The organism is Pseudomonas sp. LB3P25, from assembly GCF_054897985.1.
This window is the reverse complement of the sequence record NZ_CM142711.1, coordinates 5,824,376-5,842,251: the sequence shown is the minus strand read 5'-3', so window position 1 is coordinate 5,842,251 and position 17,876 is coordinate 5,824,376. Positions and strand designations below refer to the sequence as shown.

Here is a 17,876-nt window from a genome sequence, read left to right as displayed (position 1 = left end):
CGATGCCTTCAGGCCTTAATTCGGTCCCGGATCCGCTACCAGTCGCCCGGCATCCTTGGTCAATGACTTGAGGAATTCGGTCTGCAACTCGGGATCGTTGCGTGTCAGTTCGATCAGGCTTTGTTCCAGCTCGCTGGCTTCTTCTTCCAGACCCAGTTCCGACAGGCGTTTGACTCGGTGTACCCACTGGCTCACTTCGTCGTCTTCGAGGTCGTCGTAAATCAGCCCGTGAGCTTCGAGCAATTTGCCACGCAAGGAGCTACTGACCGCCAGAGACGAATCGGTGTGAACATCGTCCTGAGCATCCTGGACACTAATCAGCAGCCGGCTCAAATGATTGATGTCATGTTCGGCGAACGGGCTGTCCAGCAGGTTCACGCGCAATACACCGTTTTTATCGGTGCTCAGCTCGAACGTTTCCTTGCCGGCCTTGACCTCAACCGGGCGCTCGCTCCATGGCAGGCTCGAGTACTCGGTGCGCTTGTCGAGCTGGACCTCGTCGATTCCCGCCAGGTTCTGCTGCGCGCGACCATGAGACTGCGTGTTCATGAACGGGTTGAGCCCGGCGAAACCGTAGCTCAGCCAATCCTTGGTCACGCTGTCCGGCAGATTGCCAAGAGCGAACAGGTTGACCACGTTCGCACCGACGCCGGCCACCACGGCCACGGCGCCCAGCGGAATCTCGTAAACCTCCCGCCAGGGTTGGTAAGGCGTGTAGCGGTCGTAGTGACGCGTAACTTCGAACTCGGTGACTTCGAACGTCTTCTGCTCGTGGATCTTCACCCGACGTTGCGGCAGCTCAAGCACCTTCGGCTCGCCGACATCGATCTGCAGGCTGTGATCGAGCAATTTGCGCTCGACACGTTCCTCGTGCTCGCTGCGTTGTGACATGTGATTGGCACAGCCGCTGACCAGCAGGGTGCCGCACAGAGCGGCACCACCGAGGCCTAAGGTGTTTCGCTTGAACATGACTTCTCTATCTGGTGTCAGCGGCGGATACGGGACTGAAGGAAGGACAGCACGTCAGCGACCGGCAGCGCTTGCGCTTCGGGCTCGGTGCGGCTCTTGTATTCCAGATTGCCTTCGGCAAGGCCGCGGTCACTGACCACGATCCGGTGAGGAATGCCGATCAGCTCCATGTCCGCGAACTTGATGCCCGGGCTGGTTTTCTTGTCGCGGTCGTCCAGCAGTACTTCGAAGCCGGCGGCAGTCAATTCTGCATACAGCTTGTCGGTGGCTTCGCGAACCTGTTCGGTTTCGTAGCGCAGCGGTACCAGAGCGATCTGGAACGGGGCCAGCGTGTCACTCCAGATGATCCCGTTGGCGTCGTTGTTCTGCTCGATGGCCGCCGCCACCACGCGGGAAACGCCGATGCCGTAGCAACCCATTTCCAGGGTGACTGGCTTGCCATTCTCGCCCAGTACTTCGCACTTCATCGCTTTGCTGTACTTGTTGCCCAGCTGGAAGATGTGCCCGACTTCGATGCCACGCTTGATTTCCAAGGTGCCCTTGCCATCCGGGCTCGGGTCGCCGGCGACCACGTTGCGCAGGTCGGCAACGGTCGGAACTGGCAGATCACGCTCCCAGTTCACGCCGAAATAGTGTTTGTCGTCGATGTTGGCGCCGATGCCGAAGTCGCTCATCAATTCGACGGAACGGTCGATGATGATTGGCAGTGGCAGGTTCAACGGGCCGAGGGAGCCGGCGCCGGCACCAATGGCATCGCGCAGTTCGGCTTCGGACGCCATGACCAGCGGGCTGGCCACGCCAGGCTGATTGCCGGCCTTGATTTCGTTCAGCTCGTGGTCGCCACGGATGATCAGGGCAATCAGCTTGCCTTTCTCTTCAGCGTGAACCACGAGGGTCTTGATGGTCTTTTCAATCGGCAGGTTGAAGCCTTCGACCAGTTGCGCGATGGTCTTGGCGTTCGGCGTGTCGACCAGGCGCAGCTCTTCGGCAGGTGCGGCGCGGGAGGTCTCGCGTGGCACGGCTTCGGCTTTCTCGATGTTCGCGGCGTAGTCGGAACCGTTGCTGAAGACGATATCGTCTTCGCCGGATTCGGCCAGTACGTGGAATTCGTGGGAGCCGGCACCACCGATCGAGCCGTTGTCGGCTTCAACCGGGCGGAATTTCAGGCCCAGACGGGTGAACACGTTGCAATACGCCTGATGCATGCGGTCGTAGGTGACTTGCAGCGATGGCTGGTCGGCGTGGAAGGAGTAGGCGTCCTTCATGATGAATTCGCGACCGCGCATCAAACCGAAGCGTGGACGGATTTCGTCACGGAATTTGGTCTGGATCTGGTACAGGTTGATCGGCAGCTGTTTGTAGCTGCTCAACTCGTTGCGCATCAGGTCAGTGATGACTTCTTCGTGAGTCGGGCCGGCGCAGAAGTCGCGACCGTGGCGATCCTTGAAGCGCAACAGTTCAGGGCCGTATTCTTCCCAGCGACCGGATTCCTGCCACAGCTCAGCCGGTTGGGTACTCGGCATCAACACTTCGAGAGAGCCCGCGGCGTTCATTTCTTCACGAACGACGGCTTCGACCTTGCGCATCACTCGCAAGCCCATCGGCAGCCAGGTGTACAGGCCCGAGGCGAGTTTGCGGATCATGCCGGCGCGCAGCATCAGTTGATGGCTGATCACGACCGCGTCGGAAGGCGTTTCTTTCTGTGTGGCGAGCAAAAATTGACTGGTGCGCATGGTTGGCCGTTGTCGGTTACTGATGACGAGAAATGACGGAGCATTGTACGGGCGAGATCTGCTGACGTACAGGCGTGCGGTCGGAGGTGTGGCGCGAGGGCGAGAATCCTCGCGCCCTCTGCGCTGCTTCCTGCTTGGGAACCTACGATTCTTCCGCGACCTGGGTCGGAACCGGTTCTGGTGTCGGCGTTGGCGTCGGACCTTCGCGACGGCTCTCCTGGAACCAGTGCAAGGCGATCAACAGCAGGGTCGGAACGCCCAGCAGGGCGGTGATCAGGAAGAAATTGTGATAACCGAATTTCTCCACCATGACCCCCGAGTAGCCGCCGATCAGGCGTGGCAGCAAGAGCATGATCGAGCTGAGCAGGGCGTACTGGGTCGCGGAGAACTTCAAGTTGGTCAGGCTCGACAGGTAGGCGACAAACGCCGAGGTCGCCAGGCCCGAACTGAAGTTATCCAGGGAAATGGTGAGGATCAGCATGTTCAGGTTGGCGCCCATGTCGGCGAGCATCAGGAACAGCAGGTTGGTGCCGGCTGATGCAATGCCGCCGATGAGCAGAATCGGCAAGATGCCGAAGCGCACGATCAGCAGGCCGCCCATGCCGGCACCGACCAGGGTCATGATCAGGCCAAAGATCTTGCTGACACTGGCAATCTGATCCTTGGTGAAGCCTTGGTCGATATAGAACACGTTGGCCATCACGCCCATGACCGTATCGGACATCCGATAGGTGGCAATCAGGCCAAGCAGCAGGAACGCTTGCCAGCGGTAGCGCAGAATGAAGTCGTTGATCGGCGTCAGCACCGGCGCCAGGCCACGGCGTCCAATGGCTGACAGGCACAGGGCTGTGAGCGTGGTGTAGAGGATTGCCCGCAGGAACGCGCGGTCTTCGAGCAGCAGGTCGAGCAGGCTCACGCCTTGGAAAAGCACGCTGGCGAAATCGGTGTTGTACAGCTGGGTGAACATGGCCGGCACGGAAACCAGCAGCACGATTAGCACAAACACCGATGTCAGTTGATGCACAAAGCTGTAGCGCCCGGCCTGAAGCTGCGTGCGCAGCGGCACCGGCGGTTCGCGCATGAAAAAGGAGGTCAGCAGTGCCGGAACCATCAAGGCGCCGAACAGGATGTAGGTGCCAGCCCATGCCGAATGCTTATAGTTGAAACCGGTGGAGCCGAAGCCTTCGGCGAAGAACAGGGCGCCGGCGGTGGCCAGGAGCGCGGCGATCCGATAACCCGACATGTAGCTGGCGGCGAGCGCGGCCTGACGACTGTCTTCAGCGATTTCCAGGCGATAGGCGTCGACGGCGATGTCTTGCGTCGCCGAGGCGAAAGCAACGACCACGGCAATAGCGATCAACCAGGACAAATGCTTTTGCGGGTCGCAGAAACCCATCCCGATCAGGCCGAGGATGACCAGTGCCTGGGAAAGCACCAGCCAGGAACGTCGTCGACCGAGCTTGCCGAGAAATGGCAGGCGCCATTGATCGAGCAGCGGTGACCAGACCCATTTAAAGGCGTAGGCCAGGCCGATCAGGCTTGCATAGCCGATGGTTTCGCGAGCCACACCGGCTTCGCGCAGCCAGACCGAAAGTGTCGAAAACACCAGCATGTAGGGCAGGCCGGCGGCGAAACCAAGCAGCAACAGTACAAGCGTCGAGGGGCTGGCATAGGCGGCGAGCGCGGCGCGCCAGGTTTTACGGGGCATGGGCTGGAGTCTGCCTCAAGAAATACGGAAACAAAGCGCGCACTCTAACCGCTGTGCTCTACCGGGCGCCAGCCATGGCGCTGAATATCAACACGATTGTTCAGGATACTGATGCCCTCCATGCGCAAACGCGCGCGTTGTTCATCCCCCGACGGGCTGCCCACGGGCAGGCTGATACGCCCGCCGGCGGCGAGCACGCGGTGCCAGGGTAATTTGCTGTCGCCCGGCAGTTGGCTCAATGTCCGTCCGACGAAGCGGGCAGCGCGACCCAGTCCCGCCAGCTCGGCAAGTTGGCCGTAGCTCACGACTTTTCCCTCTGGGACTTGCGCCAGTGTCAGGTACAGCGCCGTGCGTCGGATTTGCGCCGGACTATCGGTTTCAGTGGTTGAGTCGGTCACGTCGGCAGTTCCTGAAAAAGTTCGCCTTACCGTCTGTAGAGTAAATCCTGGATCACCCATTGAGAAATGAACTGAATAGAAATAGTCGGGTCAGTCCTTGTTCGGGCCTTATTCGTATGGATAATGCCGACTTTTTTTCGCAAACTTGAGCCTGTATTTGCTTATGTTGTCCAGAACCCTGCTGTGCCTCGCTGTCGTCAGTGCTTCCACGCCCTTGCTCGCCGATACCGTCTGGTTGAAGAACGGTGACAAGCTGAGCGGCAAGATCACCGTTTTCGATGGCGGCAAGCTGTTGATCCAGACCGAGTACGCCGGTGCTGTCCCGATCGACTGGAAGCAGGTTAAAACCCTGGAAAGCGATCAGCAGTTGCTGGTCAAGCAGGATGCTTACACCGGCGAAAAGGCCAAGGCGCTGCATGCGGCAGAAGACGGCAAGGTCACCCTGGCCAACGGCGACGCTCCCAAGACCGTCGAACTGGCCAGTATCCAACAGATTCTAAAGCCCAAGCCGGTGGTTGAAGATTTGGTGTGGAAGGGGAATGTCGACATGGCGCTGGATTACCAGCGGGCGGAAAAAGACACTGATGACTATGACGTCGGCTTCAAGACCAGTGCGCGTCATGGCAGATGGCGGCACACCGCTGAAGGCGAGTACAACCGCGAATTCCAGGATGACGTGGTCACCACGGACAACTGGGGCGGCGAGTACTCCCTTGATCGTTTTTTGACTGACAAATGGTTCTGGCAGGGTCGCTTGCTCTACAAGCGCGACAAGGTCGAGGACCTTGCCCGTCAGCGCACCGTCGGTACCGGCCCTGGTTATCAGTTCTGGGATGACGAGTTGGGTGCATTCTCCCTGGGCTCGCTGATCAACCGCACCGATTACGAATTCAGCGATGGCGGCAAGGAAAACTTCTACTCCGTCGCCATGAAGTGGGACTACAACCGTTACCTGATTGGCAAGAAGGTGGAGTTCTTCACCAACGGCGAAGTAGGCAAGCCACTGTCGGGCGTGGCCGACTACAACCTCGATGCCGAGGTCGGGCTGCGGTACAAGGTGACGGATTGGGCGTCGCTGAACCTGAAGGCAGAGAAAGACATCATTACCGGCAACGATGAGGCTGACCTGAGCAAGACCCGATATACCGCAGGGTTCGGCGTAGCCTGGTAAGACGCAAAAAATCGCAGCCTGGGGCTGCGATTTTTTTTGCCTGCAAAGCAGACAGGCACAAAAAAGCCCCGCTTTTGAGGGCGGGGCTTTTTACTAAAGCAAGTACAAGTTAGATAACTTGAACTTCTTCAGCTTGCATGCCTTTCTGACCGCGGGTAGCGATGAAAGAAACCTGTTGGCCTTCTTTCAGGCTTTTGAAGCCGTCGGATTGGATAGCTTTGAAGTGAACGAACAGGTCGTCACCGGATTGTGGAGTGATGAAGCCGAAGCCTTTTTCATCGTTGAACCACTTAACGGTACCAGTTTGGCGATTAGACATGGTGTAACTCCTTGAACAAAGATAACTGCGACGCAGGAAGAACCCTGGCCGAGACTGAGTGCAAAGAGCAGGAAAAATTCTTGTAGATGGTTGGATCGAAATTCAACATATCGTGTAGAGATTCTCAGTGACACAAGCAGCACAGTGGCGCCACCTTAACCCTTTTTCCGGAACGTGCCAATGTTTCCTGCGAAGGTTTCTCTGTTTTCATGACTGACGGTCCGCCGGTTTACCCGCAAGGCCCGGAAATTACGGGGGATCGGCAAGATTTGTGCCCCGGACTTTGAACCCGAAGCGCGCGCCCGGTAAGATGCCGGACAGATTTTTTCCACCTCGCTATTCAGGACACCCGCCATGAGCATCAAATCGGACAAGTGGATTCGCCGCATGGCGCAAGAGCACGGCATGATCGAGCCCTTCGTAGAGCGCCAGATGCGCGGCGAAGGCGCCGACCGAGTGATTTCCTATGGCGTGTCGAGCTATGGCTACGACGTACGCTGCGCCGATGAATTCAAAGTGTTCACCAACATCAATTCGGCGACCGTTGATCCAAAGAACTTCGACGAGAAGAGCTTCGTCGACGTCAAGAGCGATGTCTGCATCATCCCGCCGAACTCCTTTGCCCTGGCACGCACCGTGGAATTCTTCCGTATTCCGCGCAATGTGCTGACGATCTGCCTGGGTAAAAGCACCTACGCCCGTTGCGGCATCATCGTCAACGTGACGCCGCTTGAGCCCGAGTGGGAAGGCCACGTGACCCTGGAATTCTCCAACACCACGACATTGCCGGCAAAAATCTACGCCAACGAAGGCGTGGCTCAGATGCTGTTCTTCGAATCCGACGAAGAGTGCGAAGTGTCCTACAAGGACCGTGGCGGCAAGTATCAGGGTCAGCGCGGCGTCACCTTGCCACGCACCTGATCCGTTCGTCTGGCAAGTCTTTGGAATTCTTGAGCGGGTAGACACTCTATTGGGTGTACTGCCCGGTTCGCGCAACGCGGACGGGGCCATCGCTCAGGAGTGCCCTATGAAGATCGATCCGCGAATAAGTGCCGAACTGGCAAGGCTTGAGCCCAATCAGGTTGGCGTTTTGGCCTGGTCCTTGTTGGCACATCCACCCATCAGCATGGCAGGGGGCATTCCCGGTCAGCCTGATCCCGATACCCCCAACGAACAACCTACCGAGCCCGGTGAGCCTACGCTGCCGGATGAGCCGCCTCCCGCGCCCGTTGCCTGATACCAAAACGCGTGTAGGAACAAAGCTTGCTCGCGATGAACGATAACGCGGTCGTTAATGGACCGAGTCGCCTTCATCGCGAGCAAGCTTTGCTCCTACGGGTGGAGGGGTTACTTGAGGTTACCGCTCAGGAACTGCTTCAACCGCTCACTCTTCGGATTGCCCAGCACGTCGTCCGGTGCACCTTCTTCCTCCACCAATCCTTGGTGCAGGAACAACACCTGGCTCGATACTTTGCGGGCGAAGCTCATTTCGTGCGTCACCATGATCATGGTCCGACCTTCTTCGGCCAGGCCCTGGATCACTCTGAGCACTTCACCGACCAGCTCCGGGTCAAGTGCCGAGGTCGGTTCGTCGAACAGCATGACTTCCGGTTCCATGGCCAACGCGCGAGCAATGGCGACCCGTTGCTGCTGGCCGCCGGACAGAAACGCCGGGTACTGATCCGCCACACGAGCGGCCAGCCCGACCTTGTCGAGATAACGCCGCGCGCGGTCTTCGGCTTCCTCTTTGCTGCAACCCAGCACCCGGCGCGGGGCCATGGTGATGTTTTCCAGCACCGTCATGTGGCTCCACAGGTTGAAGTGCTGGAACACCATGGCCAGGCGCGTGCGGATCTTTTGCAGTTCATCGGCGTCGGCCACGTGCATGCCGTGGCGATCCTTGATCATGCGGATGTTCTGGCCGTCCAGGCTCATGGCGCCGTCGTTGGGCTGTTCGAGAAAGTTGATGCAACGCAGGAAGGTACTTTTGCCCGAGCCGCTAGCGCCGATCAGGCTGATGACGTCGCCGGTGTTGGCCTTGAGCGAAACGCCTTTGAGTACTTGATGATCGCCATAGCTTTTATGCAGGCCTTCAATGGTCAGTTTGTACATGGGGCATGCATCCTCAAGGCGAAAGTAGGTAACCGCTGCGATAGGCTTCGGTGCCCGCGACGTGGGCGATCACCATGCCGGCAGTGGCCATGCGTCGTAGCGAGCGGGCGTACAACAACCCGGCGACGGAGCAATGAACGGGGGTGACGCGGTCAAAGATCGGGTCGATGATTTCAGCGATCAGTTGCCCGGCTTCGACGTATTCCCCTGGTAGCGCGGTGAACACCAGCAGCCCGCCGACCGGTGTTGCCACCGGTTCAACGCCGGCCAGCGGCGTGGCCGGGTAGGGCAGCTCAGGCAGCGAGGCGGGTTCGCCAGCAATGGCGCCGAAGTGAATCAGGTAATCGATCACCGCCTGGCAATCGAGGCTGGCCAACGGGTGATTGACGTCGCCCTGACCGCGCAATTCAACGGTGACCGAAAAACTGCCCAGCGGAATGTCGAAGTGTTCGCCGAAGCGCTCCTTCAACTGCCACCAGAGCAGGGTGAAGCATTCATCGAACGACTGACCGCCGGAATCGGTGGCCAGCAGGCTGGCTCCGGCACCGATGTACCGCGCCAGCGGCTCGACCTGCGGCCACGCCTCAGGCGTGGTGTAAAGGTGGGCGACCGCTTCGAAATCGCAATGCAGGTCCAGCACCATGTCCGCATCGCAGGCCAGCCGTTGCAGGGTGAGGCGCTGGGATTGCAGTTGCGTGCTGGCCGCCTGCTGAGCGAGGGCATTGCGCAGGGTGCTGCGAATCAGTTCAAGGTTGAACTGCGGATCGTCGCCGAGCAGGCCTTCGATCTCGTTGCCGACGGCTTCGCTCAGATCGACGAACCAGCGGTTGAAATTCTGCCCGCTTTCGAGGTCGTAACGGCCCAGCGGCACATCCATCAGCACTTGTTCCAGGCCGACCGGGTTGGCTACCGGCACTAGCACGATTTCGCTGCGCAGACGGCCGGCGGCTTCGAGCTCCGCCAGACGCTGCTTGAGGTGCCAGGCAACCAGCATGCCCGGCATCTCGTCGGCATGCAGTGATGACTGAATGTAGATCTTGCCTTTGGCCGATGATGGGCCGAAGTGAAAACTGTGAATCTGTCGAGCGGTCCCCGGCAGCGGGGCCAGCAGGTCATGAATCTGGTGGCGCATGTCTCTTTATCCCTAAAGCGGGTCCTAGTGGGTCGGCCCGAGGAAGGCCAGCCATCGGCGTTCGGCGAGGCGGAACAGGCCGACCAGCGCAAAGGTAACGGTCAGGTAGATCAGCGCAGCGATGCCGAACGACTGGAACGTCAGGAAGGTCGCCGAGTTGGCGTCCCGCGCGACTTTCAAGATGTCCGGGATGGTTGCGGTGAATGCCACGGTGGTTGAGTGCAGCATCAAAATCACTTCGTTGCTGTAATAAGGCAACGAACGACGCAGGGCCGAAGGCATGATCACGTAGGCATAGAGCTTCCAGCCTGTCAGACCGTAAGCCTTGGCTGCTTCGACTTCACCATGAGCCATGCTGCGAATCGCCCCGGCGAAAATCTCCGTGGTGTAGGCGCAGGTGTTCAGGGCGAAGGCCAGGATCGTGCAGTTCATCGCATCGCGAAAGAAGCTGTCGAGCACCGGTTGGGCGCGCACGGCGGCCAGACTGTAAATCCCGGTGTAGCAGATCAGCAGCTGAATATAGAGGGGCGTACCGCGGAACAGGTAGGTGTAGAACTGCACTGGCCAGCGGATGTAGAAGTGCGGCGAGACCCGGGCGATAGACAGCGGAATCGACACCAGAAACCCAATGAAGATCGACGCACTGAGCAGCCACATGGTCATGGCCAGGCCGGTGATGTTGTAGCCGTCGGTATAAAGGAAAGCTTTCCAGTATTCCTGCAAGAGTTCGATCATCGTACGGCCTCCCGGGAACCGGCAGCGTAGCGGCGTTCGAGCCAGCGCAGGACGAAGTTGGAGGCGCTGGTGATCAGCAGGTAAATCAGCGCTGCAAGCACCAGGAAGTAGAACAGCTGATAGGTGCTTTTGCCGGCATCCTGCGCAGCCTTGACCAGGTCGGCCAAGCCGATGATCGAGACCAGTGCGGTGGCTTTGAGCATCACCATCCAGTTGTTACCGATACCCGGCAGGGCAAAACGCATCATCTGTGGGAACACCACGATCCAGAAACGCTGGCCGCGCTTGAGGCCATACGCGGTAGCCGCTTCGACCTGGCCCCGTGGGACCGCGAGAATCGCGCCACGGAAGGTTTCGGTGAAATACGCGCCATAAATAAAACCCAGGGTGATGACCCCGGCACTGAATGGGTTGATCTCGATGTATTCCCATTCCATGAAGTCGGTAAACGACGTCAACCAGGTTTGCAGGCTGTAGAAGATCAACAGCATCAGCACCAGGTCCGGCACGCCGCGAATCAGCGTGGTGTAGAGCTGGGCCGGAACCCGCACCAGTTTGACTTTTGACAGTTTGGCACTGGCGCCGAGCAAGCCGAGCAAAACGGCCACCAACAGCGACAGCACCGATAATTTGATGGTCATCCAGGTGCCTTCCATCAGCAACGGACCGAAGCCCTGGAGGCTGAAGGCTGAGAGCCCCAGGTTTTGTAGTAGGTTTTCGAACATAAATCAGCAACCTGATCGGATAAAAAAAGCGCCCATCGCGAGATGGGCGCCGGGCATTATTTGCCGCTGTACAGATTCAGATCGCCAAAGTGTTTCTTCTGAATGGTGGCGTAGGTGCCATCGTCGTGTAACGCTTTGATACCTTTATCCAAAAGTGCCTTGAGGTCTTTGTTACCTTTCGAGATACCGACAGCCGTTTTGGCTGGCAGCAATTCGCTGTCCACTGGCTTGCTGATTTCGTAACCGGCGCCATTTGGCGATTTCAAAAAGCCCAGTTCGGCTTGCAGCATGTCCTGGATCGCTGCGTCGAGGCGACCGGAAGTCAGGTCGGAATACACCTGATCCTGGTTCTGATAGGCCTGGGTCTTCACACCAGCCTTGTCCAGAACGGCTTTGGCATAGGCTTCCTGGATGGTGCCTTGCTCGTAGCCGACGGTTTTGCCCTTCAGCGAAGCGACGTCTTCGGTCAGGCCAGAACCTTTCTTGAATACGTAAGCGGTTGGACCGGAGAACAGCTCGCTGGAGAAGTCGATGACTTTTTCGCGGGCCGGGGTGACGGTCATCGAAGAGATTACACCGTCGAATTTATTGGCCTTGAGGCCCGGAATCATGCCGTCGAAATCGCTTTCGACCCATTTGCACTTGACCTTCAACTCGGCGCAGATCGCGTTACCCAGATCGATGTCGAAGCCTACCAGGCTACCGTCAGCCGCTTTCGACTCAAACGGGGCGTACGAAGGGTCAACGCCAAAACGCAATTCCTTGTATTCCTTGGCCAGCGCGGAGCCTGCAGCCATGCACAACGCCAGTGCAGAAAGGGTCAGCAATGCTTTTTTCATTATTCAATCCCTAAAAACCAATATGAGCGCTTATGGCGCAGAATTATTGTTACTGGAAAGCGTAAGACCCTATGAAAGTAGCAATTTCCGAACCAGAGTCCCGAACAAGTGTTTTAAAAGGTGATTCAAGAAATGGCAAGGAGGGATTTGTGCACGAAAACGGGCGTCGGAAAATAGCTGCACCAACTTGGTTCGCAATCGCACAAATCACTGTGGGAGCGAGCCTGTGTGGCGAGGGGATTTATCCCCGTCCGGCTGCGAAGCAGTCGTAAAACCATCATGTATGGTGTACCTGACATACTGCGGTTTTCGATTTCGGGGCCGCTTCGCAGCCCAACGGGGATAAATCCCCTCGCCACACAGCTCGCTCCCACAAGGGAATTGGATCAACCCAACAAATCCTGCAGCGATCCCAGGTTGTCCGCTTCTTCGACGGTTTTATCCTGCCGCCAGCGCAGCATCCTCGGAAACCGCACCGCAATCCCGCTCTTGTGTCGCTTGGACAGGGCGATGCCCTCAAATCCCAGTTCAAACACCAGGCTGGGCGTCACACTGCTCACCGGTCCGAATTTCTCTACGGTGGTCTTGCGCACGATGCTGTCGACCTGGCGCATTTCTTCATCGGTCAGCCCTGAATAGGCCTTGGCGAACGGCACCAGTGCGCGTTCGCTCGCGTCAGGCGGCCCGTCCCACACGGCGAAGGTGTAATCGCTGTAGAGGCTGGCGCGGCGACCATGGCCGCGTTGCGCATAAATCAGCACCGCGTCGACGCTGAACGGGTCAACTTTCCATTTCCACCAGACGCCCATGTCCTTGGTCCGCCCGACGCCATACAGCGCATCCCGGGCCTTGAGCATCATGCCTTCGACACCGAGCCTGCGGGAGGCTTGCCGTTGTCGGGCGAGGTCGAACCAGTCTTCGCCGGTGAGCATGGGTGAGAGAAGTAACACCGGGTTGTTGCCGCGGGCGACGACGTGCTCCAGTTGAGTGCGACGCTTGGCCTGAGGCTGGTTGCGCCAGTCTTCGCCCTGCCATTCCAGCAGGTCGTAGGCGAGGACCACCACCGGCACTTCTTCGAGGATTTTTTTGTCCAGGGTTTTACGGCCGATCCGTTGTTGCAGCAGCGAGAAAGGCTTTACGGCGGGTGAAGCCGGGGAATGAGGGTTGAAGGCGTCCTCGGTAGTGGGTTGTTCGGTTTTCCAGGCGACGATTTCACCGTCGATCACCGTACCCTCGGGCAAGCAGTGAACCAGGCTATCGAGTTCGGGGAAGCGCTCGGTGACCAGCTCTTCACCTCGCGACCAGATCCAAAGTCGCCCGTCGCGTTTGACCACCTGCGCGCGGATGCCGTCCCACTTCCATTCCACTTGCCAATCGCTGGCCGGGCCGAGCAGGGCTTCGAATTGTTCAACGGGTTGTGATAGCGCGTGGGCCAGGAAAAACGGGTAGGGCTGACCGCCCCGTTGGGCATGTTCGTCAGACGATTCAGTGGCAATCAGCTTCAAGTAACTGGACGCGCTCGGGCGGTTGGACAGGTCGGTGTAACCCACCAGTCGCTGGGCGACGCGTTTGCTGTCGAGCCCGGCCATGGCCGCCAAGGCGCGGGTGACCAGCAACTTGGAGACGCCAACACGAAAACTGCCGGTGATCAGTTTGATGCAGAGCATCAGACTCTGGCGGTCCAGTTGCGACCACAGGGCAGGCAGTCGCTCGGCGAGGACTTGCGGGGTTTCACCGCGCAGCGGCAGCAGTTTGTCTTCAATACACACTGCCAGCCCATCGGTAGAGCTGTGAAGCGCTTCGGGCAGCACCAGCGAAATGGTTTCCGCCAGATCACCAACCGCCTGATAACTCTCTTCGAACAGCCACGGCGAGAGGCCGGAGATCTCCACCGCCAGCTCTCGCAGGATGCGCACCGGCACCAGTTGCCGAGGCCGCCCGCCGGACAAAAAGTAAACAGCCCATGCGGCATCTTCCGGCGCGGCCTCGGCGAAGTAGTGTTGCATCGCCGCCAGTTTGGCGTTGCTCGACGTCGTGGCATCGAGTTCGGCATACAGCTCGGCGAACGCCTTCATGGCAGCACCTCGGCGCTCTCGGGTTCGACGGCTGCGTTTTCTTCCTCATCGTCGCCGTACTCGGTGCTGAAACTCATGGCATCGAGACCCTGTTCGCGCAGATGGCGCACCAGTACCCCGACCGAACCGTGGGTAACCATCACCCGCTCAGCACCGGTCTGTTCGATGGCCCAGAGCAGGCCGGGCCAATCGGCGTGGTCAGACAGTACGAAGCCACGGTCCACGCCACGTCGCCGCCGTGTGCCACGCAAACGCATCCAGCCGCTGGCGAAACCATCGCTGTACTCACCGAAGCGACGCATCCAGGTGCTGCCGCCAGCCGAAGGCGGGGCCAGGACCAACGCCTTGCGCATCATGGGGTCGCTCTTTTTTACCTCGCCGGCATAGATCGTGGGCGGTAAATAAACACCACCTTCGCGATAAACCTGATTGAGCGGTTCCACGGCGCCATGCACCAAAATGGGGCCGAGGCTGGCATCGATGCCGTGAAGAATTCGCTGCGCCTTGCCGAAGGCATAGCAGAACAACACGCTGGTTTTGTCGGCGGCGGCGTTGGTTTGCCACCACTGATTGATCTCGGCAAAGACGTGCGCCTGGGGTGGCCAGCGATAAATCGGCAGACCGAAGGTCGATTCAGTGATGAAGGTATCGCAGCGCACGGGTTCGAACGGCGCGCAGGTGCCGTCGGGCTCGATCTTGTAGTCGCCCGAGGCGACCCAGACTTCGCCGCCGTATTCCAGACGCACCTGAGCCGAGCCGAGGACATGCCCGGCGGGGTGAAAACTCAAGGTGACGCCATGATGGGGCAGGGGTTGACCGTAGGGCAGGGTTTGCAGGTTGATGTCCTGGCCCAATCGAGCACGCAAAATCCCTTCGCCGGGAGCGGCGGCCAGGTAATGCTGATTGCCGGTGCGGGCATGGTCGCCATGAGCGTGGGTGATGACTGAGCGCTCAACCGGCCGCCACGGGTCGATGTAGAAATCCCCGGCCGGGCAGTACAAACCTTCAGGACGAGCGATAACAAGATCCATATTGTTACCAACATGGAGGGACTTGTTAGCTATGAGGTTTGAGTGGGGCTGGAAGTTCTATTGTTTTTTCGCAGGGGGGAATATTTGCGGCGAGTTGAAAATCCACCCCTCACCCCAGCCCTCCCGAAACGTCGGACCGCCCCAGAGGGGAGAGGGGAGAGGGGAAAGGGGAAAGGGGAAAGGGGAAAGGGGAAAGGGGAAAGGGGAAAGGGGGCCGATTTGTATCGTTTCCAGAACCTGAGTTCGACTCGATTTTTCAGGTCGATGTAGCTCTAAAAAACTACTCGGTCAGTCCCCTCTACCCCCTGGGGAGAGGGTTAGGGTGAGGGGTGGATCTAAATGACACTAAATTATTTGCCAGGCGTCAGCGTCAACCGCGTCTTCCCATACACCTTGTCAAAGTTCTGCGGCTGCATCGGCAGACTCATGTATTGCCCCTTCAGCCAAGGATCAATGCTGTCGAGGTAGTTCGGACTCGCCGGATTACCGGATTGCCCCGTACCGTTCTGCCCCATCAGCGGTTCGGCCTGGCCGAAGTCGACGATAAAGCGCATGGCCGGTGCCAGCGTAGTGTTGAAATCCTGCCCCCAAGCGAACGCTGCGGTATTCAGCGTGGTGTGGTCGCCACCGGCCGCAAGCGGACCGCGCACAGTTTGGCCGCTGGCGTTTTTCCATTCGTAGCGGTGCAGTTTGCCCCACTGCCAGGCTTTGTGATCGCCGCCCAATTGACTGTCGCCCGCGCTGATCGCCGCTGCCAGGCTGCGAGCGAGGATCGCCGGTTTATCTTCTTTCTGCGGTGTGCGAGCGTCATCCCAGAACGGACTGTCCTCACGCCCCAGCAGGTGATCAGCCTGGGCCGCGTAGGACAACTTGCCGTTGGCGATAAAGGCTTTCCACGCCGGGCTGCTTTCCGGGCCCAGTTCGTCGAGGAAGATGTGTTGGGTACTTTGCTGCAGGAACAGCTCATATATCGCCGCATCAGCGGACGTCGGGCTGAGTTTGCCGTCGAAGGCCATCAGGCGGGTATACGCCTCGCGAGCCTTGCTGCGATCCGCCTCAGGCAACGCTTCGATGGCCTGCTTGAGCGGCTGGGACATGCCCGGTGCTTCGAACATTTTCTTCAGCTTGGCAGCGAAAGTGGTGGTCTGGTCGTATTGCATGGTGATCAGGCTGCGCGTGTCGTGTTTGCCCACGCCTGCCAGTTCGGCCAGGCGTTCGCCACGCTCCGGCGCCGACCATGAGTTGGACAACTGCATGCCGTAGCCATGGGGAATGACGCGCTGGTTGGCGGTGCCGAGCCAGCCTTGGGCCGGATCCTGGTCATAGGGATGGAGCATCGGGTCGGCGTAACCATCCCAGTCATAACGACCTTCCCAGCCCGGCGACGGCAGCAGGCCTTCGCCTTCGCGACGGTTCGGGAAGCGACCGGTGACTTGCCAGCCGATGTTGCTGGCGTCGGCAAATACCAGGTTCAGCGCGATGGCGCGGATTTCACGGCTGGCGTCCGAGGCTTTCTCGACGGTCTGGGCGCGGGACAGGTCGAAAAACGCATCCAGAGTTTTGTCATCGGTGAAGTTCGGCGTCTGCAAGGCCAGGCCAAAACCGTTAGCCAGCGTCGTGCCTTGGGCACTGTTGAGCAGCGGGCCATGGCGGGTTTCGTACACCACCTCGCGAATCGGCCGCTGGCCTTTGACGAAGTAGGTTTCGTTACGCACGATTGCCGGCTGCCATTTGCCGCTCACCTCGTAGGAAAGACCATTGCCCTGACGTTTGATTTTTTCCAGGAACAGGTCTTGGTTGTCGCCCATGACGGTGGTCATGCTCCACGCCACTTTGCCGTTGAAACCGCCGAGCACCATGGGCAATCCGGCAATCGTCACACCAGAGGCCTGGTACTTCGGCGCGCGAATCTGCACGTAACTGAACAACGACGGCACGCCCAGTGGTCCATGGTTGTCGCTGGCCAGCAGGCTTTTGCCGCTGCGGCTGCGTTGCGGGCCGATCGCCCAGTTGTTCGACGAGGTGGCGCCCAGCAAATTCAGATCGGACAGTTGGCTCGTGGCTTTGCTGATCTCGGCCAGGCCCGGGATTTGCCCGTTGAGCTTGATGCCCTGAAGTTTTTCAGCTTCGGCCAGCGGCAGCTTTTCATCGGGAGCGGACGGTGTCAGCCACGGGAGTTTGTCGGTGCTGACGGTTTGGGCCAGCATCAACGAGGCAATTTCTTCCGGCAGGTTCGCCGATTGGCTGAAGTTCAGCAGGCAGAAAATCAGCGCCGAGTCTTCCGGCTTCCAGTATTCAGGCTTGTAGCCGGTGGCCGCGAGGTCCGCCGGCAACTTGTCGCGGTAGCGGAACAGGTAGGCGTTGACACCACGGGCATAGACTTCGAAGAAGCGTTTGAGGCGCGGAGAAGACGCTTTGTATAGCTCGCCGGCGCTTTTCTTCAGATTGACGGCCCGCATGTAGCGGTCAGCGTCCAGCAGGTCCGAACCGGACATCTCCGACAAACGGCCCTGAGCCAACAGGCGCAGGGTGACCATCTGCGTGATGCGGTCGCTGGCGTGCACGTAACCGAGGGTGAACAGCGCGTCGTGGAAGGTGTTGCTTTCGATCAACGGCATGCCCATGGCATTGCGGCGTACCGAAACGTTCTGCGCCAGGCCCTTGAGCGGCTGCACACCGGTGGTCGGCGGGAGGGTGTCCTGGGTGTTCCAGGTCTGACAACCGGTCAGGCTCAAAACACCGGCCACTGCAGCGGCAACGCCGAACCGGGGAAGAAAATGTGTAAGGGCTGGCGAGGCCATGGCAAAGCTCCTGCGGGGGTAGAGGCGCAATAAAGGCGCTACGTTAGTGAGCAGGAGGTGGCCGCGCAAGCGGGGTATCAGGTTATTTCAGGATTTGTCTGTGGAACACAAAAAGATCGCAGCCTCGT

The 17,876-nt window shown here is 59.1% G+C and carries 16 protein-coding genes; 3 read left to right on the top strand and 13 right to left on the bottom strand.

All coding sequences use genetic code 11. The annotated features are described in order from the left end of the window. Nucleotides 1–15: 15 nt before the first annotated feature. The 4 genes from ACYZTW_RS26855 to ACYZTW_RS26840 all read right to left on the bottom strand — a co-directional run bounded on the left by ACYZTW_RS26855 (nt 16) and on the right by ACYZTW_RS26840 (nt 4,808). Nucleotides 16–969, bottom strand: coding sequence for a hypothetical protein (locus ACYZTW_RS26855; RefSeq protein WP_462002496.1), 954 nt, complete (start codon nt 967–969; stop codon nt 16–18). A 17-nt stretch (nt 970–986) separates the two neighbouring features. Continuing rightward, nucleotides 987–2,702 carry a proline--tRNA ligase gene (locus ACYZTW_RS26850; RefSeq protein WP_403142562.1) on the bottom strand — a complete coding sequence of 572 codons (1,716 nt, stop codon included), beginning with the start codon at nt 2,700–2,702 and terminating at the stop codon, nt 987–989. A gap of 142 nt (nt 2,703–2,844) precedes the next feature. Further along, on the bottom strand, nt 2,845–4,410 hold the full coding sequence (locus ACYZTW_RS26845; protein WP_462002495.1) for an AmpG family muropeptide MFS transporter: 1,566 nt from the start codon (nt 4,408–4,410) through the stop codon (nt 2,845–2,847). A gap of 44 nt (nt 4,411–4,454) precedes the next feature. Then, nucleotides 4,455–4,808, bottom strand: a complete 354-nt coding sequence (locus tag ACYZTW_RS26840; protein ID WP_462002494.1) for an MGMT family protein — start codon at nt 4,806–4,808, stop codon at nt 4,455–4,457. A 163-nt stretch (nt 4,809–4,971) separates the two neighbouring features. Between ACYZTW_RS26840 and ACYZTW_RS26835 the strand changes: the two genes are divergently transcribed. Then, on the top strand, nt 4,972–5,979 hold the full coding sequence (locus ACYZTW_RS26835; protein ID WP_462002493.1) for a DUF481 domain-containing protein: 1,008 nt from the start codon (nt 4,972–4,974) through the stop codon (nt 5,977–5,979). Between the two features lie 109 nt (nt 5,980–6,088). Here the strand turns inward: ACYZTW_RS26835 and ACYZTW_RS26830 are convergent, their stop codons facing one another. Further along, nucleotides 6,089–6,298, bottom strand: a complete 210-nt coding sequence (locus ACYZTW_RS26830) for a cold-shock protein (RefSeq protein ID WP_002554837.1) — start codon at nt 6,296–6,298, stop codon at nt 6,089–6,091. A 354-nt stretch (nt 6,299–6,652) separates the two neighbouring features. Between ACYZTW_RS26830 and dcd the strand changes: the two genes are divergently transcribed. Then, complete coding sequence (gene dcd, locus ACYZTW_RS26825; protein WP_074874089.1) at nt 6,653–7,219, top strand: dCTP deaminase; 567 nt, start codon at nt 6,653–6,655, stop codon at nt 7,217–7,219. A 106-nt stretch (nt 7,220–7,325) separates the two neighbouring features. After that, nucleotides 7,326–7,535: a hypothetical protein gene (locus tag ACYZTW_RS26820; RefSeq protein WP_017336784.1), complete on the top strand. Its 210-nt coding sequence runs from the start codon at nt 7,326–7,328 to the stop codon at nt 7,533–7,535. Between the two features lie 110 nt (nt 7,536–7,645). On the opposite strand, the gene ACYZTW_RS26815 is transcribed toward ACYZTW_RS26820, so the two are convergent. The 8 genes from ACYZTW_RS26815 to ACYZTW_RS26780 form a co-directional block, all read right to left on the bottom strand. Beyond that, on the bottom strand, nt 7,646–8,410 hold the full coding sequence (locus ACYZTW_RS26815) for an ABC transporter ATP-binding protein (RefSeq protein WP_462002492.1): 765 nt from the start codon (nt 8,408–8,410) through the stop codon (nt 7,646–7,648). Between the two features lie 13 nt (nt 8,411–8,423). After that, a complete protein-coding gene (locus ACYZTW_RS26810) occupies nt 8,424–9,542 on the bottom strand; it encodes a succinylglutamate desuccinylase/aspartoacylase family protein (RefSeq protein ID WP_462002491.1) in 1,119 nt (372 codons plus the stop codon). Between the two features lie 24 nt (nt 9,543–9,566). Further along, complete coding sequence (locus ACYZTW_RS26805; protein ID WP_462002490.1) at nt 9,567–10,277, bottom strand: ABC transporter permease; 711 nt, start codon at nt 10,275–10,277, stop codon at nt 9,567–9,569. Then, nucleotides 10,274–11,002 carry an ABC transporter permease gene (locus tag ACYZTW_RS26800; RefSeq protein ID WP_008153927.1) on the bottom strand — a complete coding sequence of 243 codons (729 nt, stop codon included), beginning with the start codon at nt 11,000–11,002 and terminating at the stop codon, nt 10,274–10,276. The genes ACYZTW_RS26805 and ACYZTW_RS26800 overlap by 4 nt, the downstream gene beginning before the upstream one ends. A 56-nt stretch (nt 11,003–11,058) precedes the next feature. Further along, a complete protein-coding gene (locus ACYZTW_RS26795) occupies nt 11,059–11,841 on the bottom strand; it encodes a transporter substrate-binding domain-containing protein (RefSeq protein WP_008153925.1) in 783 nt (260 codons plus the stop codon). 386 nt (nt 11,842–12,227) lie between these two features. After that, nucleotides 12,228–13,916 carry an ATP-dependent DNA ligase gene (locus ACYZTW_RS26790; RefSeq protein WP_462002489.1) on the bottom strand — a complete coding sequence of 563 codons (1,689 nt, stop codon included), beginning with the start codon at nt 13,914–13,916 and terminating at the stop codon, nt 12,228–12,230. Further along, a complete protein-coding gene (locus ACYZTW_RS26785; protein WP_462002488.1) occupies nt 13,913–14,947 on the bottom strand; it encodes a ligase-associated DNA damage response exonuclease in 1,035 nt (344 codons plus the stop codon). The genes ACYZTW_RS26790 and ACYZTW_RS26785 overlap by 4 nt, the downstream gene beginning before the upstream one ends. 350 nt (nt 14,948–15,297) lie before the next feature. Further along, the gene (locus ACYZTW_RS26780) at nt 15,298–17,748 is read right to left on the bottom strand and encodes a penicillin acylase family protein (RefSeq protein ID WP_462002487.1); all 2,451 of its coding nucleotides are present in this window, start codon (nt 17,746–17,748) and stop codon (nt 15,298–15,300) included. Nucleotides 17,749–17,876 lie beyond the last annotated feature (128 nt).